Source organism: Verrucosispora sp. WMMD703 (genome assembly GCF_049178935.1).
Classification (GTDB): domain Bacteria; phylum Actinomycetota; class Actinomycetes; order Mycobacteriales; family Micromonosporaceae; genus Micromonospora; species Micromonospora sediminimaris.
On record NZ_JBMHMM010000004.1, the window covers coordinates 2,266,324 to 2,288,430 of the forward strand.

General features: G+C 72.2%; 20 protein-coding genes. 10 read left to right on the plus strand and 10 right to left on the minus strand.

The window, feature by feature from the left end:
- Window positions 1-2: 2 nt before the first annotated feature.
- Entirely contained in the window at window positions 3-2,486 is a 2,484-nt protein-coding gene (locus ACN26Z_RS10955; RefSeq protein WP_421460981.1) for a DNA gyrase/topoisomerase IV subunit A, read from the plus strand.
- A 212-nt stretch (window positions 2,487-2,698) separates the two neighbouring features.
- Window positions 2,699-4,081, plus strand: coding sequence for an RICIN domain-containing protein (locus tag ACN26Z_RS10960; RefSeq protein WP_282239324.1), 1,383 nt, complete (start codon window positions 2,699-2,701; stop codon window positions 4,079-4,081).
- Window positions 4,082-4,176: 95 nt separating this feature from the next.
- Here the strand turns inward: ACN26Z_RS10960 and ACN26Z_RS10965 are convergent, their stop codons facing one another.
- Window positions 4,177-4,812: an alpha-ketoglutarate-dependent dioxygenase AlkB gene (locus tag ACN26Z_RS10965; RefSeq protein WP_421460983.1), complete on the minus strand. Its 636-nt coding sequence runs from the start codon at window positions 4,810-4,812 to the stop codon at window positions 4,177-4,179.
- 122 nt (window positions 4,813-4,934) lie between these two features.
- Here ACN26Z_RS10965 and trpB point away from each other — a divergent pair, with 122 nt between their 5' ends.
- The 3 genes from trpB to ACN26Z_RS10980 are packed head-to-tail and all read left to right on the plus strand — an operon-like array spanning window position 4,935 to window position 7,721.
- A complete protein-coding gene (gene trpB, locus ACN26Z_RS10970) occupies window positions 4,935-6,134 on the plus strand; it encodes a tryptophan synthase subunit beta (RefSeq protein WP_282239322.1) in 1,200 nt (399 codons plus the stop codon).
- On the plus strand, window positions 6,131-6,937 hold the full coding sequence (gene trpA, locus ACN26Z_RS10975) for a tryptophan synthase subunit alpha (RefSeq protein WP_421460985.1): 807 nt from the start codon (window positions 6,131-6,133) through the stop codon (window positions 6,935-6,937). The genes trpB and trpA overlap by 4 nt, the downstream gene beginning before the upstream one ends.
- 16 nt (window positions 6,938-6,953) lie before the next feature.
- Window positions 6,954-7,721, plus strand: a complete 768-nt coding sequence (locus ACN26Z_RS10980; RefSeq protein ID WP_421460988.1) for a GntR family transcriptional regulator — start codon at window positions 6,954-6,956, stop codon at window positions 7,719-7,721.
- Here the strand turns inward: ACN26Z_RS10980 and ACN26Z_RS10985 are convergent.
- From ACN26Z_RS10985 to pseB, 6 genes are all read right to left on the minus strand, one after another.
- Window positions 7,686-8,741, minus strand: a complete 1,056-nt coding sequence (locus ACN26Z_RS10985) for a PseG/SpsG family protein (RefSeq protein ID WP_421464612.1) — start codon at window positions 8,739-8,741, stop codon at window positions 7,686-7,688. The two genes, ACN26Z_RS10980 and ACN26Z_RS10985, sit on opposite strands and share 36 nt — an antisense overlap.
- The gene (locus tag ACN26Z_RS10990) at window positions 8,738-9,472 is read right to left on the minus strand and encodes a glycosyltransferase family protein (RefSeq protein WP_282239319.1); all 735 of its coding nucleotides are present in this window, start codon (window positions 9,470-9,472) and stop codon (window positions 8,738-8,740) included. The genes ACN26Z_RS10985 and ACN26Z_RS10990 overlap by 4 nt, the downstream gene beginning before the upstream one ends.
- Complete coding sequence (locus ACN26Z_RS10995) at window positions 9,469-11,304, minus strand: class I SAM-dependent methyltransferase (protein ID WP_421460989.1); 1,836 nt, start codon at window positions 11,302-11,304, stop codon at window positions 9,469-9,471. Before ACN26Z_RS10995 ends, ACN26Z_RS10990 begins: the two co-directional genes overlap by 4 nt.
- Window positions 11,301-12,137 (minus strand): hypothetical protein, encoded by an 837-nt coding sequence (locus ACN26Z_RS11000; protein ID WP_421460992.1) that lies wholly within the window; start codon window positions 12,135-12,137, stop codon window positions 11,301-11,303. Before ACN26Z_RS11000 ends, ACN26Z_RS10995 begins: the two co-directional genes overlap by 4 nt.
- 11 nt (window positions 12,138-12,148) lie before the next feature.
- Entirely contained in the window at window positions 12,149-13,309 is a 1,161-nt protein-coding gene (locus ACN26Z_RS11005) for a DegT/DnrJ/EryC1/StrS family aminotransferase (protein ID WP_421460994.1), read from the minus strand.
- 76 nt (window positions 13,310-13,385) lie between these two features.
- The gene (gene pseB, locus ACN26Z_RS11010; protein ID WP_093403112.1) at window positions 13,386-14,369 is read right to left on the minus strand and encodes a UDP-N-acetylglucosamine 4,6-dehydratase (inverting); all 984 of its coding nucleotides are present in this window, start codon (window positions 14,367-14,369) and stop codon (window positions 13,386-13,388) included.
- A gap of 267 nt (window positions 14,370-14,636) precedes the next feature.
- Between pseB and ACN26Z_RS11015 the strand changes: the two genes are divergently transcribed.
- On the plus strand, window positions 14,637-16,397 hold the full coding sequence (locus ACN26Z_RS11015; RefSeq protein WP_421460996.1) for a glycosyltransferase family 39 protein: 1,761 nt from the start codon (window positions 14,637-14,639) through the stop codon (window positions 16,395-16,397).
- A 66-nt stretch (window positions 16,398-16,463) separates the two neighbouring features.
- Here ACN26Z_RS11015 and ACN26Z_RS11020 read toward each other — a convergent pair whose 3' ends face one another.
- Window positions 16,464-17,024: a GNAT family N-acetyltransferase gene (locus tag ACN26Z_RS11020; protein ID WP_282239315.1), complete on the minus strand. Its 561-nt coding sequence runs from the start codon at window positions 17,022-17,024 to the stop codon at window positions 16,464-16,466.
- Between the two features lie 27 nt (window positions 17,025-17,051).
- Between ACN26Z_RS11020 and ACN26Z_RS11025 the strand changes: the two genes are divergently transcribed.
- Genes ACN26Z_RS11025 through ACN26Z_RS11040 form a run of 4 tightly spaced genes read left to right on the plus strand, consistent with a single transcriptional unit; the run spans window position 17,052 to window position 19,830 of the window.
- Window positions 17,052-17,303, plus strand: coding sequence for an acyl carrier protein (locus ACN26Z_RS11025; protein ID WP_093403117.1), 252 nt, complete (start codon window positions 17,052-17,054; stop codon window positions 17,301-17,303).
- The gene (locus ACN26Z_RS11030; RefSeq protein ID WP_421461000.1) at window positions 17,300-18,577 is read left to right on the plus strand and encodes an AMP-binding protein; all 1,278 of its coding nucleotides are present in this window, start codon (window positions 17,300-17,302) and stop codon (window positions 18,575-18,577) included. Before ACN26Z_RS11025 ends, ACN26Z_RS11030 begins: the two co-directional genes overlap by 4 nt.
- A complete protein-coding gene (locus tag ACN26Z_RS11035; protein ID WP_421461001.1) occupies window positions 18,570-19,328 on the plus strand; it encodes an SDR family NAD(P)-dependent oxidoreductase in 759 nt (252 codons plus the stop codon). The genes ACN26Z_RS11030 and ACN26Z_RS11035 overlap by 8 nt, the downstream gene beginning before the upstream one ends.
- Complete coding sequence (locus tag ACN26Z_RS11040; RefSeq protein WP_421461003.1) at window positions 19,312-19,830, plus strand: hypothetical protein; 519 nt, start codon at window positions 19,312-19,314, stop codon at window positions 19,828-19,830. Before ACN26Z_RS11035 ends, ACN26Z_RS11040 begins: the two co-directional genes overlap by 17 nt.
- 10 nt (window positions 19,831-19,840) lie before the next feature.
- Here ACN26Z_RS11040 and ACN26Z_RS11045 read toward each other — a convergent pair whose 3' ends face one another.
- Together ACN26Z_RS11045 and ACN26Z_RS11050 are read right to left on the minus strand one after the other, a co-directional pair.
- Window positions 19,841-20,788: a TerC family protein gene (locus ACN26Z_RS11045; RefSeq protein WP_421461004.1), complete on the minus strand. Its 948-nt coding sequence runs from the start codon at window positions 20,786-20,788 to the stop codon at window positions 19,841-19,843.
- 192 nt (window positions 20,789-20,980) lie between these two features.
- Window positions 20,981-22,087, minus strand: coding sequence for a potassium channel family protein (locus tag ACN26Z_RS11050; protein WP_421461005.1), 1,107 nt, complete (start codon window positions 22,085-22,087; stop codon window positions 20,981-20,983).
- Window positions 22,088-22,107: the final 20 nt, after the last annotated feature.

Consider the following 22,107-nt stretch of genomic DNA (forward strand, 5'->3'; position numbering starts at 1 on the left):
CCATGGCACGCCGCAAGGAGACGAAGGTCGACCATTCCGCGTTCGACCAGGCCGGCGCGCGGATCATCGACAACCCGCTGACCACGGAGGTGTCCGACTCCTACCTGGAGTACGCCTTCTCGGTCATCCACTCCCGGGCCCTGCCCGACGCGCGCGACGGCCTCAAGCCGGTGCACCGGCGCATCCTCTGGTCGATGTACGAGCAGGGCCACCGCCCGGACCGGGCGCACGTCAAGTCCGCCCGGATCGTCGGCGACGCAATGGGTAAGTACCATCCGCACGGCGACACCGCGATCTACGACGCGATGGTCCGGCTGGCGCAGGACTTCTCACTCAACGCGCCACTCATCGACGGGCATGGAAATTTTGGATCCCCGGACGATGGTCCGGCAGCGGCGCGTTACACCGAGGCCCGGATGTCGCGGGAGGCGATGCTGCTCGTCGGTGAGTTGGGCGAGGACACCGTCGACGTCGAGCCCAACTACGACGGCTCACTGACCCAGCCCACCGTGCTGCCGGCCGCCTTTCCGAACCTGCTGGTCAACGGCGCTGCCGGGATCGCGGTCGGGATGGCGACCAACATGATCCCGCACAATCTGGGCGAGGTCGTCGCGGCGGCCCGCTGGCTGATCCGGCACCCGAACGCCACCCTCGACAAGCTGATGGAGTTCGTTCCCGGTCCCGACCTGCCCACCGGCGGCATGCTGCTCGGCCTGGACGAGGTGCGCCGGGCGTACGAGACCGGCCGTGGCGTGGTGCGGATGCGCGGCAAGGTGGAGATCGGGCCGCTGGAGGGCAGCCGGGGGCGGCAGGCCATCACCGTGGTCGAGTTGCCGTACGGCGTCGGCGCGGAGAAGGTCATCGCCGCCATCACCAACGAGGTGACCAAGACCAAGCGGCTGACCGGGATCGCCGACGTCAAGGACCTCACCGACCGCGAGAGCGGCACCCGGTTGGTCATCGAGTGCAAGGTCGGCGTGAACCCGCAGGCGCTGCTCGCCGACCTCTACCGGTTGACCCCGCTGGAGCAGTCCTTCGGCGTCAACAACCTGGTGCTCGTCGACGGGCAGCCGCGCACCTTGGGGCTCAAGGAACTGCTTGAGGTGTTCCTGGCCCACCGCTACGAGGTGGTGACCCGGCGCAGCGCGTACCGCAAGCGCAGGCGGGAGGAGCGGCTGCATCTGGTCGACGGCCTGCTGATCGCGCTGCTCGACATCGACAAGGTGGTGAAGCTGATCCGGGGCAGCGAGGACGCCCAGGCGGCCCGGAGCGGCCTGATGCGCCAGTTCAAGCTCTCGGAGATCCAGGCCAACTACATCCTGGACACTCCGCTGCGCCGGTTGACGAAGTACGACCGGCTGGAGCTGGAGGCCGAGCAGCAGAAGCTGCGGGCCGAGATCGCCGAGCTGTCCACCATCCTCGACGACGAGAACGTGCTGAAGAAGGTCGTCTCCGACGAGTTGGCCGCCGTGGTCAAGCAGTTCGCCGCGCCCCGGCGCACGACGCTCGTCGACGGTGACCTCAAGGAGGTGCTGGCCGCGTCCGCGCCGGCCGGGCCGTTGGAGGTGGCCGACGACCCGTGCCAGGTCATCCTGTCGGCGACCGGGTTGGTGGCCCGCACCGCGGCCGAGTCGGAGGAGGCCGCCGAGGGGCGTCGCCGGCACGGCCGGGTCAAGCACGACGCGGTACGCGCCGTGGTGCACTCCACCGCCCGGGGGCGGGTGTTGCTGGTGACCAGTGCCGGCCGGGCGTTCAAGGTGGACGTGCTGCCGCTGCCGGTGTTGCCGGAGCAGGCCGGCACGGTGTCGCTGCGGGGCGGAATGTCGGCCGCCGAGCTGGTGCCGCTGGAGCCGGGGGAGACAGTGGTCGGCCTGGCACCGCTCGGCGCTGCCGCGGAGGGGTCGCCGGGCCTGGCACTCGGTACCCGGCAGGGCGTGGTGAAGGTCTGCGCCCCGGACTGGCCGGTGCGATCCGACGAGTTCGAGGTGATCGGGCTGCGGGACGGCGACGAGGTGGTCGGGGCGACCTGGCTGGTCGACGGCGCCGAGACGCTCGCCTTCCTGACCAGTGCGGCCTCGCTGCTGCGGTTCCCCGCCGGGACTATCCGCCCGCAGGGGCTCAAGGGCGGCGGGATGGCCGGGATCGCCCTGTCGTCCGGGGCGCGGGTGGTGTTCTTCGGCGCGGTCCGCACCGACGATCCGGAGCACGGTGAGCCGATGGTGGTCACCTCGACCGGTGCGACGGTCAAGGTGACGCCGTTGTCGGCGTACCCGGCGAAGGGGCGGGCGACCGCCGGGGTGCGTGCCCATCGTTTCCTCAAGGGTGAGACCGACGTGGTGGTCGGTTGGGTCGGTCCCCGACCGGTGGGCTCGACGGCCAACGGTGAGGCGGTGGAGCTGCCGGCGGCCGACCCGCGCCGCGACGGGTCCGGCTTCGCCGTCATGCTCGGTCCAGCCGTGGTGGGTCACCAGATCGACCGCGAGTAGCTGCCTGCTCCTCGACGGCGCGTGCCGGAGACCACCGTCCGGCACGCGCGCATCCATCGACGCCTGTCATTGACGTATGACGTATTACGACGATACGTTGGGCTTGCTCGCTGGCGGCCCGACGTGTCGACACCACCATCCACAACGTCGGTGCCTGCGACAACGCGCGTCCCTTCCCGACTGCGCGTGGTCCTAGTCGAAGGAGTGGATCAATGATTGGTGAGGTTCGTCCCGCCTCTCCTCCCAGGCGTCGACGACGGTCGGTCGTGGCGGCGGTCGGTGCGGCGGTCCTGGTGGCCGGCGGCCTCGTCGCGGTCAACGCGGCGCCCGCGGCGGCGGCGACGGTCGACCCGAACGCCTGGTATGTGCTGGTCAATCGCAACAGTGGCAAGGCGTTGGACGTGTATGGTTTGGCGACCAATGACGGTGCGCGGATCAGCCAGTGGACCCGTAACGACGGCGCGAACCAGCAGTGGCAGTTCGTGGACTCCGGCGGTGGCTTCTATCGGTTGAAGTCCCGGCACTCGGGCAAGGTTCTGGACGTGTCGAATGCGTCGACCGCCGACGGTGCGGCGATCGTGCAGTGGTCGGATCACAACGGCACCAATCAGCAGTTCCGGTTGGCCGACTCCGATGGTGGTCTTGTCCGGTTGGTCAGTCGGCACAGCAACAAGGTCGTCGAGGTGCAGGGTGCCTCCACGGCGGACGGCGCGAACATCGTGCAGTACGCCGACTGGAACGGCAGCAACCAGCAGTGGCAACTGGCCCGGGTCGACGGGGGCGGCCCCACGTCGCCACCACCGACCGGTGAGCCGGGCGCGGGGTGCGGCCGGACGCCGACGCTGGGCAACGGCACGCACACCATCCAGAGCGGCGGCCAGAGTCGTAGCTTCATCCTGCGCCTGCCGGCCAACTACAACAGCAACACCCGCTACCGGTTGATGTTCGCGTTCCACTGGTGGGGCGGCACTGCGGGCGACGTCGCCTACGGCGGAGCCGACGGGGCTGCCTGGGCCTACTACGGGCAGCAGGAACAGTCGAACAACAGCGCAATTCTGGTCGCGCCCCAGGGCATCGGCAACGGCTGGGCCAACTCCGGCGGTGAGGACGTCACCTTCGTCGACGACATGATCCGCCGGATCGAGAGCGACCTGTGCGTCAACACGACGCAGCGCTTCGCCCTCGGGTTCAGCTACGGCGGGGCGATGAGCTACGCCCTCGCCTGTGCCCGCGCGAACGTCTTCCGGGCCGTCGCGGTCTACGGCGCTCCCCGGGAGCTGAGCGGGTGCAGCGGCGGTACCCAGCCGATCGCGTACTTCGGCATCCACGGCATCTCCGACAACATCACCAGCGGGCGGTCGTTGCGGGACAGGTTCGTCCGTAACAACGGCTGCACCGCGCAGAACCCGCCGGAGCCGGCGGCGGGCAGCCGGACGCACATCACCACCGTCTACTCGGGATGCCGCGCCGGCTATCCGGTGCAGTGGGGCGCGTTCGACGGTGGTCACACCCCCGGCCCGGTCGACGGCGGCGGCGACAGCGGCGCCAGGACCTGGACCAAGGGCGAGGTGTGGCGGTTCTTCGCGCAGTTCTAAGCCGATGGTCGGAGTCCCCGGTCGAGCCCCGGGGACTCCGACGCGCCGGCCACCGGCTGGCGGACCGGCCACGGATGGTGCCTGCTCGGCGTGGGTCAGGCGACGCCGGCCGGGCGGAACTGGACGCTGACCCGGGGGCCGACCGGGCGGGCGGTCTTCGGTATCGCGTGTTCCCAGGTGCGCTGGCAGGAACCGCCCATCACCACCAGGTCGCCGTGGCCGAGCGGAAAGCGCAGGCTGGTGCCGCCGCCGCGGGGGCGCAGCAGAAGCTGACGCGGCGAGCCGAAGGAGACGATGGCGACCATGGTGTCGGTGTGGGCGGAGCGGCCCTGGGTGTCGCCGTGCCAGGCGACGCTGTCCCGGCCGTCGCGGTAGAGGCACATGCCGGCGGTGACGAACGGCTCGCCCAACTCGTCGGCGTAGTGGCGGGTCAGCGCCGCGCGGGCGGCGGTCAGCACCGGGTGCGGCAGCGGTCGGCCAGCGCCGTACCAGCTGAGCAGCCGGGGCACGTCGACCTCGGTGTCGTACATGGTGCGTCGTTCGGCCCGCCACGGCACCTCGCGCAGCAGCACGTCGAGCACCTGGTCGGAGCCGCGCACCCAGCCGGGCAGGTGGTCGACCCAGGCGCCCCGGCTCAGCGGGTGCCGGCGCGGTCGCCCGGCCAGCGGGCCGAGGGCGGGCGCGGCGTCGGTGACCTCCAGCATCGACGGCTGGTACGCGGTCTGCGACATGCCCCGCAGCCTAGCAGGGATTTAGTACACCAGTGCTACCGAGTCGGTGAGCCGGGGGTTGCGTGTGGCCGGCAACTGTTCTATAACTCCACGAGAGAGTTATAGAACAGTTGGGAGTGGTCATGGAGGCTCTGGCACTGCGCGACCCGACCGCCGCGCCCGAGGCCGGCCGATTCGGGCGCCACGGTGGCCGGTTCGTACCCGAGCCGCTGATACCCGCCTGCGAAGAGGTCGAGGTGGCCTTCGCCGAGGCGTGGGCGGATGCGGGCTTCCGGGCCGATCTGGCGTGGCTGCTGTCGAGGTACGCGGGCCGACCGACGCCGCTGACCCCGGCCCTGCGGCTGTCGACCGAACTCGGTGTGACGGTGCTGCTCAAGCGGGAGGATCTGGCGCACACCGGCTCCCACAAGATCAATAACGTGTTGGGGCAGGCATTGCTGGCGCGCCGGATGGGCAAGCGGCGGCTGCTCGCCGAGACCGGCGCGGGAATGCACGGCGTCGCCACCGCCACCGCCGGTGCCCTGCTGGGCCTGCCGGTGACGGTCTTCATGGGCGAGCGGGACGTCGAGCGGCAGGCACACAACGTGTTCCGGATGCGGCTGCTCGGCGCACAGGTCGTACCGGTGCGGTCGGGCAGCCGGACCCTCAAGGACGCCACCAGCGAGGCGATGCGCCACTGGGTGAGCGTTACCGAGGAGGCCTACTACTGCGTCGGCTCGGTGATCGGTCCGCACCCGTACCCGTGGATGGTTCGCCAGCTACAGGCGGTCATCGGCCAGGAGGCACGACACCAGTGCGCCGAGCAGTTGCCGGCCGGCACGCCGGAGCATGTCGTCGCCTGCGTCGGTGGTGGTTCCAACGCCGCCGGCACCTTCGCCGGCTTCGTCGACACCTCGGCACGTCTGGTGGGGGTCGAGGCGGCGGGCGGTGCCGGCGCGGCGCGGGGTGAGATCGGCGTGCTGCACGGATTCCAGTCGCTGTTCCTTCAGGACGAGCAGGGTCAGATCCGCGAGGCGCGCTCCGTGGCGGCGGGCCTGGACTATCCCGGAGTCGGGCCGGAGCACGCCCACCTGCGCGATCTCGGTCGGGCCGAATACGTCACCGCCACCGACGAGGAGGCGCTGGCGGCGGCGGTCCGGCTGGCCCGCGCCGAGGGCATCGTCCCGGCGATCGAGTCGGCGCACGCGCTCGCCTGGGTCATCCGCGCCGCCGGCACCACCGAACTCCCCACCGGCAGCAGCGTGCTCGTCACGCTCTCCGGGCGCGGCGACAAGGACATCGCGACGCTGATGACGTACCTGGGTGACGGGGAGGCGGAATGACAAGTCTGGAGACCCGGCTGCGGCTGCGCCGGGACCGCGGGCGCAAGCTGCTCATGCCCTACCTCACCGGGGGAGTGACTCCGGACTGGACCGACCACCTGCGCGCCCTCGCCGACGCCGGGGCCGACGCGATCGAGGTCGGCATCCCCTTCTCCGACCCCACTCTCGACGGCGTCACCATTCAGGAGGCGTCCGACGTCGCGCTCTGCCGGGGTGCCACCACCGCCGGCATCCTCGCCGACCTGTCGAGGAGTCGGATCGACGTCCCGGTCGTCGTCAGCACGTACGCCAACCTCGCCCTGCGTCGTGGCGCGGACCGGTTCTGCCGGGCCCTCGCCGATGCGGGCGTCCAGGGCCTGATCGTGCCCGACCTGCCGCTGGAGGAGGCCGGATCGACGGGTGCGGCCGCGCGGGCCGCGAACGTCGACCTCGCGTTGCTGGCCTCGCCCGCCACCCCGGCACGGCGGCTGCGGGACATCGCCGAACGCAGTCGCGGCTTCGTCTACGCCGTCTCCCTGATGGGAACCACCGGCGAGCGCGACCAGCTCGCCGCCTCGGCCGCCGGGCTGGCGCGGCGCCTGCGGGGCGTCACGGACCGGCCCGTATTCTTGGGATTCGGTATCTCGACACCGGCGCAGGCGGCTGCCGCGGCGCGGGACGCCGACGGCGTGATCGTCGGCGCGGCGCTGATGCGACGCCTGCTCGACGGCGCGGACCCGGCGTCGACCGCCGGATTCGTCCGGTCGCTGCGCGCGGCGCTGGACGGCGTGCCGGCACGGACGGCGGCGGACGCCGGAGGATAGGAGGCGGGGCGGCGGCATGGCTACCGGGCAGGACGCGCCTGCGGCGCGGTACCGCACCATCGCCGCGGACCTCGCCGCCAAGATCCGATCCGGCGACTATCCGCCCGGCGGGGCGCTGCCCTCCCAGCGTGACCTCAGCGCCGCCTACGGCGTCACGCTGATGACGCTCCGGCAGGCGTTACGGCAGCTCAGCGACGAAGGGCTGATCGAGCAGCAACCCGGCCGGGGCACCTTCGTCACGCCGCCACACCTGGCGTACCGGCTCGGCTCGCTGCGCAGCTTCGCCGACGACCTGCGGGAGCAGGGCCACGAGGTGCGTACCGCCGTCGTCGGCCGCGCGGTGCGTCGCCTGCCCGCGCGGATCGCCGGCACGCTGCGGGCCAACGCGACCGATTCGGGGCTGCGGCTGGAGCGGGTCCGCGCGTTCGCCGGCCGTCGCGCCGTGCACCAGGTCTCCTGGGTACGCGCCTCGCACGCGGACGGTCTGCGCGAGGTGGACTTCACCGCCACCTCGCTGTACGAGGCGCTCGCCACCCGGGGTGTCCCGGTTGCCCGGGCCACCGAGACGATCCGGCCCGGCATCCTCGACGGGGCGCCGGCGGCACACCTGGACGACGCTCCCGGCGCTGCCGTGCTGATCAGCGACCGGACCACCTACACGTCGGACGGCCTCGCCATCGTCGCCGACCGGGCGACGATCCTCGGCAGCATGATGGAGATCAACACCGACCGTGCCGCGCGGGGTCTGTCACTGCACTGGGGCGCCAGCCGCGACGTGTCGTAGCGCCTCCAGTACCGCGTCCACCACCCGTTCCCGTCCGCGCCCGTCCACGGCGGCCCAGGCGCGGGCGGACAACTCCGCCCGGCGGGCCCCGTCGTCGAGCAGCCCTGCCAGGGTGCGCGTGGCGGCCCGGGTCGCCGGAGCGTCGCCGGCCAGCACGGGCAGCTCACCGAGCCCGGCGGCCAGGCCCGCCGCCACCACCCGGTGGTACGACTCGCGCTGGTTGTCCACCACGCAGACCAGCGCCGACGGGGCACCGAGGCAGCACAGTTCCCAGGTGGAGGTGCCGGCCGCGCTGACCACCAGATCCGCCGCGGCGATCAGCGCGGGCAGCGTACCGGTGGGTGGCACCGGCAGCAGCGACTGCCCGGGCCCCGGCGTCAGCCCAGCTATCCGCTCGCCCAGTTCGGGCCGACCGACGACGACTGTGAGTTCCATCGGCCGGCCGGTCGACAGCAGCACCTCGGTGAGCACCGGCGCCGCGCCGGCCGCGTCGGTGCCGCCGAAGAAGGCCAGCACCGAGGGGGGATCCACCGTCACCGCCGGGCGCGGGGCCGCCGGCCGGGCGGCCAGGACACCCTCGCGCAGCAGGGCGTACCCGCTGCCGGCGAGCAGCCTGCCCGCCGGCACCGCCAGGTCGGTGGCGAAGTTCTGGTCGAGATAGAGGTCGGCGTCCTGGCCCCGGGTGTCCCCGTCGACGATGGCCAGGGTCAGCACCCCGGCGGCCCGCAGCGCGCCCGCACCGGCGGGATCCAGCTCGTACGAGTCGAGAACCAGCACGTCCAGGTCGTGTCGGCGGGCCATGGCGACCAGGTCGTCCGGGGTGTCCGGGCCGGGGCGCAACGCGATACCCCGGGCGGTGAGCTGGTCGGCCGCCCAACCGACGCCGTCGACGGTGCCGAAGACCTCGACGGTGGCGCCCCGGGCCTGGAACTCCTCACCGAGAGCGAGACAACGGACCAGGTGCCCGACACCGCGCAGCGGCCCGGCGTCGCAACGCAGTCCGACACGTAACGTGCTCAGCGCTCCTCCAACCGCTTCTGCCGGACGTCGGCGTTGAGCGCGCGCAGCGCCGGTTGCCCGTCGAGCCAGTCGGCGAGCTTGGCCAGCGGCACGCTGACGTCACCGAAGTGCTCGACCACCGCGCGGACCAGATCCCAGTCGCGGGCCGTGTCGAGGGTGAGGCGCAGCTGCGAACGGTCCGGGGTGAGGGTCACGCCGAGCACCCGGAACAGCTCCGGATGCGCGTACGCGTACGAGGTCACGTGCACCCGGTGATGGTCGGTGGCGAGCCGGTCGACGGTACGCAGCGCGTCCGCCCGGATGATCTCGACGTCCAGACCTCGGGGGAGGGTACGGGCGATCGACGTGCTGGCGTAGTCCAGCCCCGGCACGGCGCGGTACACCGAGGCGACCAGGCTGACGATCTCCGGGTCCAGCAGCGGACAGTCGGCGGTGAACCGCATGACCGCGTCGGCGGGGTGGGCGTCCAGGGCACCGACGAAGCGGGTCAGCACGTCATCGACGGGGCCCCGGTGCCAGCCGACGCCGAGCCGGTCACACTCGGCGACGACCGCGTCGTCACTGCTGTCGCTGCTGGTCGCCACCACCAGGTCGGCCAGCACGCCGCTGTCCTGGGCGGCCCGGACCACCCGGCCGAGTACGCTGCGCCCGGCCAGCGGGCGGAGCACCTTGCCGGGCAGCCGGGACGAGCCCATCCGCGCCTGCACGATGCCGACGATCCGGTCCGTCACTGCTGTCCTCCCTGCTTCGAGGAGATGGCGGCGCGGGCCCGGCGCTTGGCGGCGCGGGCGCCGCGCCGGGCCATCCGGGCCGGCGTGATGGCCAGGCGCCCGACCTTGTAGCTCAGCGAACCGCTCAACAGATTGATCTTCGCCTCGGCCCGACGCAGCGCACGTTCCCGCGAGGTGAGCAGGTCCTCGGTCCACTTGAGCAGCGCCGTCAGCCGGGTGTTCTCCTCCCGCTGGCGTAACCACGCCTCGCGGAGTTGCTGGTAGCTGCGCGGGCCCGGCGGCGGGTCGGCCGGTGCGACCGTGGCCGCCGCCGGTTGCGTCGCGGCCTCGACGACGGCCCGGTCGAAGTCGCGTCCGGCGACCCCACCGAGCACCACGGTCAGCCCCGCAACGTCCAGCGTGGACGTCCACGGGTGGGCGTACCCGCCGGTGAGCAGGTCGGCGGCGAAGCGCCACAACGTCCGGGCCAGCACCACGTCGACCGGTGACGGTGCCTCGGCCCGCCAGCCCCGGTCGAGCACCGCCCAGCGGTCACCATCGACGACCACGTTGTCCACCCCGGCCAGGGCCGCCGCCCCGGCGAGCTGTCCCTGCTCGGCCTGGCCGTCAAGCCAGCCGGCGTACCCACGCAGCAGCCGGCGCAGCAGCGCGGTGTCGCGGCGCAGGCATCCGTCGAGCAGCAGGCTGCGCAGCAGACGCCCGTCGGGCACCGGCCCCTCGGGGCCATCCGGGTCGCGGTGGACCGCATCCGGGCCGGCGTCGGCCGAGGCGTTGGCCACGGCGATGCCGGTGCGGTGCCAGTGCCAGCCCTGCGGCCCGTCCCGCACCTCCACGACGGTGCCGCCCGCCGCCGCGTCGGCGACAAACGCCACCGGCAGCCGGTCGGATCCGCCGACCTCGGCTGACGGGTGCGTCGACCGGTCGAGGCGGGGCAGCCGGTGAGCCGCGTCGCCGGTGTCGACCGGGTCGGGGGCGGTGCCGACCGGCTCCTCGTCGGGGTCGGTCGGCTCGGCGGCCGGTCGGCGGGCCAGGACCAGCCAGGACGGGGCCAGGTCGGCGGCGCGCCCGGCGTGCAGGGCGTCGGCGGCCAGCCGGGCCGGATCGGCGAGGACGAACCGGCCGGTGTACCCGTCGGTGCAGGCGGCGTGCAGCACCGCGTCGAACAACCCACTTGTGGTGCGCCGAGCCAGCTCGTCGACGGCCAGCAGCGCGGTGGTCAGGTCGGGACGCGGATACCCGGCGTAACAGGTGCCGGTGCGCATCCCGGCGGCGGCCAACCGTTCGCGTGCCTGCGCCAGATTGGCCGGACGGGCGGCGTCGAGCACCCCACCGACGGTCCACTCGGCATCGTCCCGGCCGGCGTACCAGCTCTGCGCGGCGACCAGCCGGTGCACACCGAGCGGGTTGTCCAGCCGCAGCAGCAGGTCACCACCGGGGCGAACCGCCGCCACCAGGCGGGCCAGCAGCCCGTCCCAGCCGAGCCGCTCACCCTCGACCGACTCGACCGCGTCCAGCCCGGCACCGGCGATCACCACGTCGTACTCCTCGCCGGCGGGCAGGCCGTGCGGGCCGGCCACCAGCACCCGGTCCACCCGGTCGGCGAGCACCGCCGCGTCCGGGTAGCCGCGCAGCAGGCAGGTGATCCGGGCGTGGGGCAGCGCGTCGAGCAGCGCCGGACCGTGCGGCCCGGCCAGCAGCACCCGGGCCCCGGCCGGCACCAGGCGGGCGGCCAGCGCCGCGAGGGCGCCGTCGCCGGTCTCGTCCGTCCGGTCGGACCAGGCGAGCATCTCGCCGCCGGGCAGCGCCACCGCTGACGCCGTCTCGGTTGTCACGTCGTCTCCTCCTGCGGGTACGCCCACCCCAGCAGCTCCCGCAGCGCGGCTGGCGGGTGGCGGTGGTCGGTGCCCAGCTCGGCGTGGGCGATCGCGACGGCGGTCGGCAGGTGCACCTGTTCGCCGTGCAACTGCGGCCACTGCCGGCGGATGCGGGCGGTGCCGCCGAAGGTCGGGTCCTCGTCGGCAAGCACCATCGGATCGCCGTACACCGCCGGTTCGCAACCGGCCGCGATGCCGTAGAAGATGGCGCTGGTCAACCGGTTGGACGCGACCCGGCGGTGCCGGCGCAGCTCGGCGAGCTGGCGGTCCAGGAACAGCGGGTCGGTGTCCTTCCACCAGTGTCCTCGGTAGCCGTGGCAGATGACCCGGAAGCCGGCATTCTCGTAGAGCCGGCGCACCCGACGCATCCGGTGCTCGTGCCAGTAGAGGCAGACCGTGACCGGGCCGGGTTCGGTGTCCCGGATGCGGGCGATCAGTTCCTTGTGGTCACCCTTGACGTGCTGGCCCTCCCAGCCGTGGAACGGGTACCAGATGGTGCCCTCCCGGGGTGCCGGTGATTCCTCCTCCGGTCGCATGGCCAGCAGGTAGACGAAGGGTGCCCCGATCACCGTGACGTTGCGCCGCCCGACCGACCAGGCCCGCCGCCGGGTCTGCTCCGACCAGAGCAGACTCGGCGTGCGCTCGGCGTACGGGTGGCCGGGAGCCAGGCCGTCGCCGATGTTCCAGCCGTGCTGGACGTACCCGTTGATCCGGGGCGGGTGGCCGTCACCCAGCCCCGCGTAGCGGGCCAGCACGTGGGCGTGACCGTAGAAGTGGTTCGCGTGGTGCATCGGGCGTTCCCTCAGGCGGCGGGCCGGAGCGAGGCACCGCGCAGGGCCGCGGCCAACGCGTCGATGACGCGGTCCTGGTCGGCGTCGCGCAGTCCAGGGTAGAGCGGCAGCGACAACTGCTGGGCGTAGAAGGCCTCCGACACGGGGCAACTGCCGCGCCGGTAGCCGAGGTCGGCGAAGGCCGGGTGCCAGTGCGCGGGGATGTAGTTGACCTGGACGCCGATGCCGGCGGCACGCATCCGCTCGTAGATTTCGCGGCGGCGGCCGTCGAGCACCCGGATCGGGTACAGGTGCCAGGCCGGTGCCGCCCACTCCCGCCGGCCGGGGACGAGCACGCCGGGCAGCTCGGCGAGAGCCGCGTCGTAGCGGGCCACCAGTTCGGCGCGGCGGGCGAGGAAGTCACCGAGCCGGCGCAACTGGCTGCGGCCGAGCGCGCACAACACGTCCGGCAACCGGTAGTTCAGGCCGAACTCGTGCACCTCCTGGTGCCAGCCGCCCTCGTCCGGCCACCGCAGCTCGTCGGCCTCCCGGACCAGCCCGATGTTGCGGAACCGGCGGGCCCGCTTCAGTAGCCGCGGATCGGTGGCGGCGACCGCGCCGCCCTCGGCGGTGGTCAGGTTCTTGGTGGGGAAGAACGAGAACGTGGTCAGGTCGGCGAGTGATCCGACCGGCCGGCCCCGGTAGGCGGCGCCTATCGAGTGGGCCGCGTCGGCGAGCAGCAGCGCGTCGCTGCCGTCGAGCGCGGTGCGCAGCGCGTCGTAGTCGGCCGGGTGACCGGCGTAGTCCACCGCCGCGACGACCTTCGTCCGTTCGGTGGTCGCCGCGGCCACCGCTGCCGGATCGAGGGTGAACGTCTCCTCCTCCACATCGGCGAAGACGACCCGCGCGCCGAGCGCGACCGCGCTGCTGGCGGTGGCCACGAACGTCATCGGCGGCACGATCACCTCGTCGCCGGGGCCGACGCCGGCCGCCGCGTACGCCACGTGCAGCGCGGCGGTGCCGTTGGAGACCGTGGCCACCCCGGCACCACCGGCCCACGCGGAGATGTCCGCTTCGAAGGCGGCGACCTCCGGGCCGGTGGTGAGCCAGTCGCTGCGCAGGGCGGCGACCACGGCGGCCACGTCGTCGTCGGTCACCGACTGGCGTCCGTACGGCAGAAAGGAGGTACTCATGACGGCACTCCGCTGCGCTGCGTGCCGCCATGAGGCACGGCGGCGCTGAGCCTGATGATTCGCTCGCGGTGCTCGCTCATGCCGCGATGCCGAGCATCTCACGCAGCTGGGGCACGGTGAGCCACTCGTCGTTGGAGTCCGACTGGTACGCGAACCCGTCCGCCACCGGCTCACAGCCGACGGGCGGCTGGTAACCCCAGGTGGCGATGGTCGGCTGCACGATGAACCGGTCCTTGGCGATGAGCGTCCGCCGGCTGTCGTCCGGAGCGATCATCTCCTCGTGCAGCTTCTCGCCCGGCCGGATGCCGATCTCGTGGGTGGTGGCCTCCGGGGCGACCGCCTCGACCAGGTCGAGGATGCGCATGCTGGGGATGCGGGGGACGAACAGCTCGCCGCCCTGCATCTGGTCGAACGAGTCGATGACGAACTGCACGGCCTGGTCCAGGGTGATCCAGAAGCGGGTCATCCGCTTGTCCGTGATCGGCAGGCTCTTGCCTTCGGCGGCGAGCCGGCGGAACAGCGGAACCACCGAGCCCCGGCTGCCGACCACGTTGCCGTAGCGCACCACCGCGAAGCGGGTCGGGTGCTGTGCCGCGTAGTGGTTGGCGGAGATGAACAGCTTGTCGCCGACCAGTTTGGTCGCGCCGTACAGGTTGATCGGGCTGGACGCCTTGTCGGTGGAGAGGGCCACCACCTTCTTCACACCGGCCTCGATCGCGGCGTCGACGACGTGCTGCGAACCGGTGATGTTGGTGGCGATGAACTCCGACGGGTTGTACTCCGCGGTGTCGACCTGCTTGAGGGCGGCGGCGTGTACGACGTGGTCGACGCCGTGCATGGCCCGGGTCAGCCGGTGCCGGTCCCGGATGTCACCGATGAACCAGCGCAGCCGGGGGTCGTCGCCGAGCTGCTGGCGCAGCTCGTACTGCTTGAGTTCATCACGGGAGAAGACCACCACCCGGGCCGGATCGGTCTCGGCGAGTAGGTGCCGCAGGAAGGTCCTGCCGAAGGAACCCGTTCCCCCGGTGACGAGGATGGACGATCCGTTCAGCTCGCTCAACTGGTGCTCCCGTGTGTGTCGGATTCGCGGTCGGCCTCGGCCGGCCGGGTGGGAACGCTAGACGCGGTGGGTTAACGGGCCCGAGCCCTGCGGTTAACCGCGCGCCGTGCGGCGATGAATGGCGAGCACCCAGTTGGCGAACACCTGCCGCCGTCGCGGCGTGCCCGCCGACAGGCGTCGACCGGCCCGTTAGCGTCCCGACCGACCGGGAACCGTGGCGCGTCCGGCTGGCGGCTGCCTGCCCCGGCCGCGTCGTGGGAGGAAACGATGACTGTCGAGGCCGAGGCGACCCGGGCCGGGGACACGGGCGGGCCGGTGGACCGGCGTGGGTCGGCGTGGCCCAACCGCCGACGCTGGATGGTGCCCCTGCTGCTGGTCGGCGGCTGGCTGCTCGGCACCGCCTGGCGGATCTGGTTGGCCCGCCACGCCAGCATGCCGTTCGCGCACACCGACGAGGACAGCTACCTCAACACCGCACGCGCCCTGGCCGGCGGTCCCGGCGGGTTCAGCAGCGAGAACGAGACCCTGCGCCGGATCGGCTACCCGCTGCTGATCGCGCCGGCCTTTCTCCTCGACCGGGACTTCGTCGACACCTACCTGCTGGTACGGGTGATCAACGCGGCGCTGAACGCGACGGTCCTGCCGCTGGCGTACCTGCTCGGCCGTCGGCTGATGGGACTGCGACCCGGTCCGGCTCTGGCGGCGGCAGCCGGCGCGGCCACGTTGCCGGCGGTGGCCTTCCACGCCACGGTGGCGATGACCGACGCGGTGCTCGGTCCGCTGCTGCTGGCCTGGCTGCTCGCCGTGCACCGGCTGGTCGAGCGGCCCGGACCGGTCGCCGCGGCGGTGTGCGGCACCCTGGTGGGGGCGGCACATCTGGTGCACTCGCGCGGGGTGGTGATCGTGGCCGGGTTCGCGCTGCTGGCTCTGGCGCTGGTCGTCCGCCGTCGGCTGGACCCGGCCGCGCTGCTGGCGGCGGTGCTGCCGGTGGTGGCCGCCGTGCTGGTCAATGAGGCGGGCGTACGGCTGCTCGGCGAGACGGTGCAGCTGCTCGGCAACCCGGCCAGTGGCAACGTCGGGCGCGCGGTCACCTCGGTCCGAGGACTGTCGCAGGTGCTGGCGTCCGTCGGTACGCAGGTGTGGTACCTGACGGTCGTCACCTTCGGGCTGGCCGGGCTGGCCGGCGCCGAGGCGGTGACCCGGCTGTGTCGCCGGGGCGGTGCCGCCACCCGATGGACGTTCGGGGTGGCCCTGTTGACCACCGTCGGCGTAGCCGTCGGCGCGGAGGCGGTGCTGGCCGGTATTCCGGACCGGGTGCCGGACGCCATCTACGCCCGGTACGTGCAGATGTTCGCCCCGTTCTGGATGCTTGTCGGCATCGGGCTGCTGTTCGGTGTCGCGTACCGACCGCTGCTGCGCCGGGCCGGGGCCGCCGTGCTGCTGCTGGCGGCGGGCGGCGCGCTGATCCATCTCCGACTGGCCCACGCCGCGGCCCAGGGTGCACCGCTGCGCTGGGGCGGGTTCAGCGCGCCGGACCTGATGGCCCTGACCGGCGGGTGGCGACAGCTGCGCCCGCTTGTCGGCTCCGCGATCGGGGTCGCCGGTTGCCTGCTGCTCGTGCTCGTGCTGGCGACCCGCCACCGGACCGCGCGTACCCGCCTGCTGGGGGTGGTGCTCACGACGCTGGTCGTGGTCAACGTGGCGACCATGCAGGTGATCACGCAGCGACTGATCCGCCCACTGGCGGCGGCCGGCACCCCCGTGCCCGGCGTGACCGACCTGGGAGTCCGGCCGCCGGAGCGGGTCGCCGCGTCCACCGGCGTGCCATACCAGCTCCGGTTCAACCTCAGCCACCAGGTCACCTGGACCGAGGTGCCGTGGTTCCGCGACCGGCCGCCGGCCGACGCGGAGGTGGTCTTCGCCCGCTGGACGCCCGGCGAACCCGACGACTGGGACGGCACCCGGTACGGCTTTGTCCGGCTGGGCGGCGACCCGCACCGGAAATGGGCCGGATGGCGGCGTCGGTGATTCCCGCAGTGGCGGCCAACGTAACTCGTCGGCCACGTGAACAATGCGTGGACGGAAAACCAAAAATCAGCGAACGCGACGGTTGGCGCGCTGCAGAGAAATGGGTATCACGGTGATTTCCCGGCCGTCGTGGGTTTCCTGGCGGCCGGGCCCCTCGACAAAACGGAGCCGACGGTTCATCTGGCGTACCACCGTGTTGTGGGCGAGCACCTCACCGTCGAGGCGGTCCAGCGCCAGCACGTCGAAGGCGTGGTCGACCGCCTCCCGCATCACCTCCAGCCAGGCGGGCAGCGTCTCACCCCGCTCGGCCAGCCCCTCGGCGTCCAGGTAGAAACCCCACCCGCCGGTACGCGGGCCGGACAACCGCAGGTCGAAGTAGGTGACCGCGCCGCTCGGCACGCCGTCGCGCAGGTAGGTCAGGACCCGACGGGAGGGGTCCTGACGGACCGCCGACCACCACCGTCGGTGCTCCTCGGCGGTGATGACGTGACTGGTCTTGCTGACCTGCCGGTTGACTTCCTGATTACGCCAGGACAACATCAGGTTAACGTCGTCCTCGGTGGCGTCACGCAACACGTACCGCTCGCTTTCCGTTCCGTTTACCTGGTCACCGGGCACCCTAATCACGATTCACCTGGCTGTACACTCCGCCGCATGAAGGAATTGAGTCGGGCGCAGATTCGCGACCTCATGGGCGAGGTTCTCAAGAACCAGGGCAAAGCGCTGCCCGCCGACGACGCCGCCGATCTGCGCGAGGTTGGCTTCCGATCGCTGGACTTCTCCGAGTTGGCGCTGCGCGTCGAGGACGCCACGGGGGAGGAGCTGAACTTCGACGCGCCCGGGCTGCGCCGGATCGCCACCGTCGGCGACGTGCTGGACTTCCTCGTCGAGTTGCAGCGGCAGTGAGCGTCGAGACCGCCCCGCAGGCCCGCGCCCACCCAGCGGGGATGGACAACCGGATCGTCGTCGACGGTGCCACCCGCACCTGGCGTGACCTGCCGGAGCTGACCCTTCCGGGGCCAGCCGCCGCGCTGGCCCACACGGCCCGGCACGCGCTCGCGGCCGCCCGGCACCACGCCGTGCACGGCACCGAGCTGCTGCTCAGCACGGCCAGCCGGGTCGACGCGGCGATGCGCGCCGACCTGCGCGACGCCGGGTTCGCGGTGACGGAACTGGGCGGTGACCACCCGGCGGGGGACACGGGCTCGCGAGCTGCCGAGACCGGCCGGCTGTGGCTGCTGACCTCCGGCTCCACCGGTCGTCCCAAGCGGGTGGGGCACACCCTCGAATCGCTGACCACCGTCCGGGGGCAGCAGCCCGCGCGGACCTGGCTCTGCCCGTACGCCCCCGGCACGTACGCCTGGTGGCAGGTGGTCACGCTGTCGCTGACCCAGCCGGGCCAGCATCTGGTGGTGGTGGAGCCCGATCAGCTCGACGACTGGCCGGCGCTGGCGGCCGAGCACGGTGTGGACGCCGCCTCCGGGACCCCCACCTTCTGGCGGCGGGCCCTGCACCGCGACCCGGCCGGGCTGGCCCGGGTGCCGCTGCGTCAGCTGACCCTCGGCGGCGAACCGGTCGACCAGACCATCCTGGACCGGCTCCGGGAGGTGTTCCCAGCCGCCCGGATCTCCTGGATCTACGCCTCCTCCGAGGTCGGTGCGGCGATCGTGGTGCACGACGGGCGGGCCGGGTTCCCGGTGGAGTGGCTGGACCGGGCAGCGCCGGGTCGCCCCACCATCGGGGTGCACGACGGAGAGCTGGTGATCACCTCGCCGTACCACGGCGCCGGGCTGGACGGTCCCGTCCGCACCGGCGACCGGGCGCAGGTGAGCGGTGACCGGGTGCTGATCACCGGCCGACTCGACGCGGACGAGATCAACGTCGGTGGCAGCAAGGTCTCCGCCGGCGTGGTCCGCGACGTGCTGACCGCGCATCCGCAGGTGGCCTGGGCCCGGGTCACCGGCAGACGCGCCCCGCTGCTCGGCCACATGGTCGTCGCCGAGGTGGTGCCGGTCGGCAGCGCCACCGCGCCGGCCGAGGCCGGGCTGGGCGAGGCCGGGCTGGATGAGGCGACGCTGGTGCGCTGGTGCGCCGACCAACTGCCCGAGTACGCGGTCCCGCGCCGGATCCGCGTGCTTACCGAGATTCCCGTCAAGGAGACCCTGAAGAGCGATGTCTGACCCCACCACCCCCGCCCAGCCCGTACCGCCCAGCTCCGTGGTGCTCGTCTCCGGCGGTTCCCGCGGTCTCGGCCTCGCCATCGTCACCGACCTGCTCGAATCGGGCCTGAAGGTGGCCGCCTTCGCCCGTACCGTCACGCCCGAGCTGGCCAAGCTCGCCGACGCCCATCCGGAGCGGGCGCACGTCGGCTCGGTCGACGTGACCGACCTCGCCGCCGCGCAGGCGTTCGTCCGGGCGGCCGAGGAGCGGCTCGGCCCGATCGACGGCGTGGTGAACAACGCGGCCGTCGGGCAGGACTCGCTGCACGTGCACACCGCCAATGCCGACATCGCCCGGATCATCGAGACCAACCTGACCGCGCCGTTGCAGCTCACCCGGCTGGCCGTGCGGCGGATGCTCACCCAAGGGCGACGCGGGCGGATCGTCAACATCACCTCGATCTGCGCGCAGCGCGGCTTTCCCGGCCTGGTGGCGTACTCCGCCACCAAGGGCGGGATGGACGCGGCGACCCGCTCGCTCGCCCGGGAACTGGGCGGGCGGGTGCTGGTCAACGCGGTCGCGCCGGGCTTCTTCGCCTCGGAGATGTCGGCGGTACTCGGCCAGACCCAGCTTGATCAGATCGTGCGCCGTACGCCGACCGGTCAGCTGACCGAGCCGGCGGAGGTGGTGCCGGTGGTGCGGCTGCTGCTGCGCGACCAGACGAACATCAACGGCCAGGTCATCGTGGTCGACGGTGCCGCCTCGATCTGATCCGCCGCACCCGTTGCCCCGCACCCACGACGGTGCGGGGCAACGGGTCTCCGCCCTGCTCGCCGCCGCACCACGACACCTGCGGGTGGCATCGGCTGCCGACTCGGGTGCCGCCGTCACCCGCAGCCATCTCGGCGACGGACGTTGTGTCGGCTGGTACGCCCCGCCGGTGCCCGGCTGGCAGGTCGCGATCGACGCCGAGCGGGCCGCCGCGCTACCTCCCGCGCTGGCCCGTCGGTTCGGGTCCACCGACTTCTGGGGCCGGTGGACCCGCGTCGAGTGTCTGGCGAAACTCGCCGACGTACCGGTGGCCACCTGGTGGCATCGGCACGGCCTGGAGGTGCCGTCCGGCACCGTCTGGCTGTGGCGCACCCTGCCGCTGACCGACCTGGTCGTCACCGTCGCCTTCACCCCCACCTCCACCCACCGCGTCGACCGTGTCGACCGCGTCGGCCCAGATTCGCGCACCTTCCCGGATGTTGCGGTGTCCGGCGCCGGTTGAGACCGCACCATCAGGGAAGTTGTGCGGGCTCCGGCGTTTCCGAGCGGGCGCTGGTGCTGCGCAGGCTCCAGGCGATGGACACCGCGATCGTCGCCACGATGACGCCCAGGGTGACCGGGATGGGGAGCTTGCCGACCGGGGTCTCGGACAGGATGAGCTTGACCCCGGCGAAGGCCAGCAGCACCGCCAGGCCGTAGTGCAGGTGCACGAAGCGGCGCAGCAGGCCGGCGAGACAGAAGTAGAGGCTGCGCAGCCCGAGGATCGCGAACGCGTTCGCCGTCCACACGATGAACGTGCTGGTGGTGATGGCCAGGATCGCCGCGACCGAGTCGATCGCGAAGATCAGGTCGGTGGTCTCGACCGCGATCAGGACCACGAACAGCAGGGTAGCGACCCGCCGGCCGTCGACCCGGGTGAAGAACCTGTCGCCGTGGTAGGCCGGATCGGTCGGCACGAGACGGCGGACCAGCCGGACCACGGGGTTACGGTCCGGCGGGGTCTGCTCGTCGTGCCGGAACGCCATCTTGTAGGCGGTCACGATGAGGAACGCACCGAACAGGTACGCGGTCCAGAAGAACGTCTCCAGCAGCTCCGCGCCGACGAAGATGAACACGAACCGGAACACCAGCGCACCGATGACTCCCCAGAAGAGGACCTTGTGCTGGTACGCGGCGGGAACTCCGAAGTAGGCGAAAATCATCGCGAAGACGAACACGTTGTCGATGGAGAGCGCCTTCTCGATGAGATAGCCGGCGAAGTAGGTGCCGGCCACGTCGCCGCCCTGCCATGCCCACAGGATCACCCCGAACAGCAGGCCAGCGGCGATCCAGATTCCGGACCAGGTCGCGGCCTCGCGGAAGCCGATGACGTGGTTGTCACGGTGCAGGAACAGGTCGATGGCCAGCATCGCGGCGATCGCCAGCATCAGCAGGGCCCAGACCCACCAGGAGACAGACACCGGAGAGACCTCTCGTCCGGCCGGACCCGTCACCGGGCCCGGCGTTGTCGGACGAAGGTCTCCCCGGCCACCTGTGTGGTGGCCGCGTCACCGGGGCCCGGATGGGCCGGGCCCGTACTGACGGTGGCGCGCACTGCGTCGGGTACTCCCCCTCGAACTACGTTTCATTATTCACGAAGCATGCTTCGTGCGTCAAGACCGCGCCCCCTCGTCCGGGCGGTCGACCTTGATCGGCTGGCCGTCGCGGGTGGCGCCGAGCACCGACCAGCCACGCAGCGCCGCCAGGAATGGCAGCGACTGGGCGAGCAACTCGTGGACCAACTCGTCGCCACCCGGTGGTTGATCGAACTGCGGGCCCAGCTTGTCGACCAGCCGGGCGTGCAGCCGCCGTAGGACCTCATCGGGATCCGCGTCGTCCGCTGCCGGTTCGCTGCTCGCCGGAAGCAGGTGACGGCCCAGGTAACGACTGGTGATGGTGTCCTGGAGCCGGAGCAGGGCGTACGCCAGTTCCTCCGCCCGGGGTCGGAGGCCGCGCCACGGTTCGCACCTGGCGGCCAGCAGCGCCGCGAGGGTGACGGCGGCCATCTGCTCCAGGGCGGGCTCGATGTCGTAGTCCCGGCGGCGGGGCCGGTAGGTGAGGGCGACCAGCGGATACCGGCGAACTGTGTCGTCGACCTCCCGCAGGCTCGCCGCCCAGGCCATGCACCGCTCCCGGGCCGCGTCGACCCCCTCGTCGGTCAGGCTCCGGGCGAGCAGGCCCACCCCGTCGGTGCCGCGCACCTGGTCGTAGATGGTAAGCGCGAACCGGTTGCGGACCGCCAATCCGGTGATCAGCTCGATGAGATAGGTGGCCAACGCGGCGAAGAAGCCGAAGCCGAGGGCGGCGGCGGTCACGGCGAACAGCTTCTGCGCCCCGGTGTCCGGGGTGATGTCGCCGAAGCCGAGTACGGTCAGCAGCCCGGTGGCGTAGTAGAGGGCGTCGACGAAGCCGGCCGGCCCGTAACCGGCGACCCGGTGGTAGCCGTCCAGGCTCGGCCAGACGACGAGCGCGACCCCGAGCGCCAGCGGCCCGAGCCAGGCGAGGAACGTGCCGGTGACCAGGATCGGTCCCGCCCAGACCAGCGGCGTGCGGCGAGGCGTACGACGTCGGCCGGCGGTCAGCGACGAGGCTCGCCAGACCAGCCGCCGGACCGTACGGGCGATCGGTCCCTCGGCGTCCGGATGCAGCACGGTGAGCCAGACGTCGACCACCACCACGGCGATCAACGCCAGGCCCGCCGCCACCGCCACCAAGGTCATACGCAGAGGTATACCCCTCC

Coding starts and splice junctions, on each gene's coding strand:
- ACN26Z_RS10955 (WP_421460981.1), top strand. CDS start 3: ATGGCACGCCGCAAGGAGACGAAGGTCGACCATTCCGCGTTCGACCAG.
- ACN26Z_RS10960 (WP_282239324.1), top strand. CDS start 2,699: ATGATTGGTGAGGTTCGTCCCGCCTCTCCTCCCAGGCGTCGACGACGG.
- ACN26Z_RS10965 (WP_421460983.1), bottom strand. CDS start 4,812: ATGTCGCAGACCGCGTACCAGCCGTCGATGCTGGAGGTCACCGACGCC.
- trpB (WP_282239322.1), top strand. CDS start 4,935: ATGGAGGCTCTGGCACTGCGCGACCCGACCGCCGCGCCCGAGGCCGGC.
- trpA (WP_421460985.1), top strand. CDS start 6,131: ATGACAAGTCTGGAGACCCGGCTGCGGCTGCGCCGGGACCGCGGGCGC.
- ACN26Z_RS10980 (WP_421460988.1), top strand. CDS start 6,954: ATGGCTACCGGGCAGGACGCGCCTGCGGCGCGGTACCGCACCATCGCC.
- ACN26Z_RS11000 (WP_421460992.1), bottom strand. CDS start 12,137: ATGCACCACGCGAACCACTTCTACGGTCACGCCCACGTGCTGGCCCGC.
- ACN26Z_RS11005 (WP_421460994.1), bottom strand. CDS start 13,309: ATGAGTACCTCCTTTCTGCCGTACGGACGCCAGTCGGTGACCGACGAC.
- ACN26Z_RS11015 (WP_421460996.1), top strand. CDS start 14,637: ATGACTGTCGAGGCCGAGGCGACCCGGGCCGGGGACACGGGCGGGCCG.
- ACN26Z_RS11025 (WP_093403117.1), top strand. CDS start 17,052: ATGAAGGAATTGAGTCGGGCGCAGATTCGCGACCTCATGGGCGAGGTT.
- ACN26Z_RS11035 (WP_421461001.1), top strand. CDS start 18,570: ATGTCTGACCCCACCACCCCCGCCCAGCCCGTACCGCCCAGCTCCGTG.
- ACN26Z_RS11050 (WP_421461005.1), bottom strand. CDS start 22,087: ATGACCTTGGTGGCGGTGGCGGCGGGCCTGGCGTTGATCGCCGTGGTG.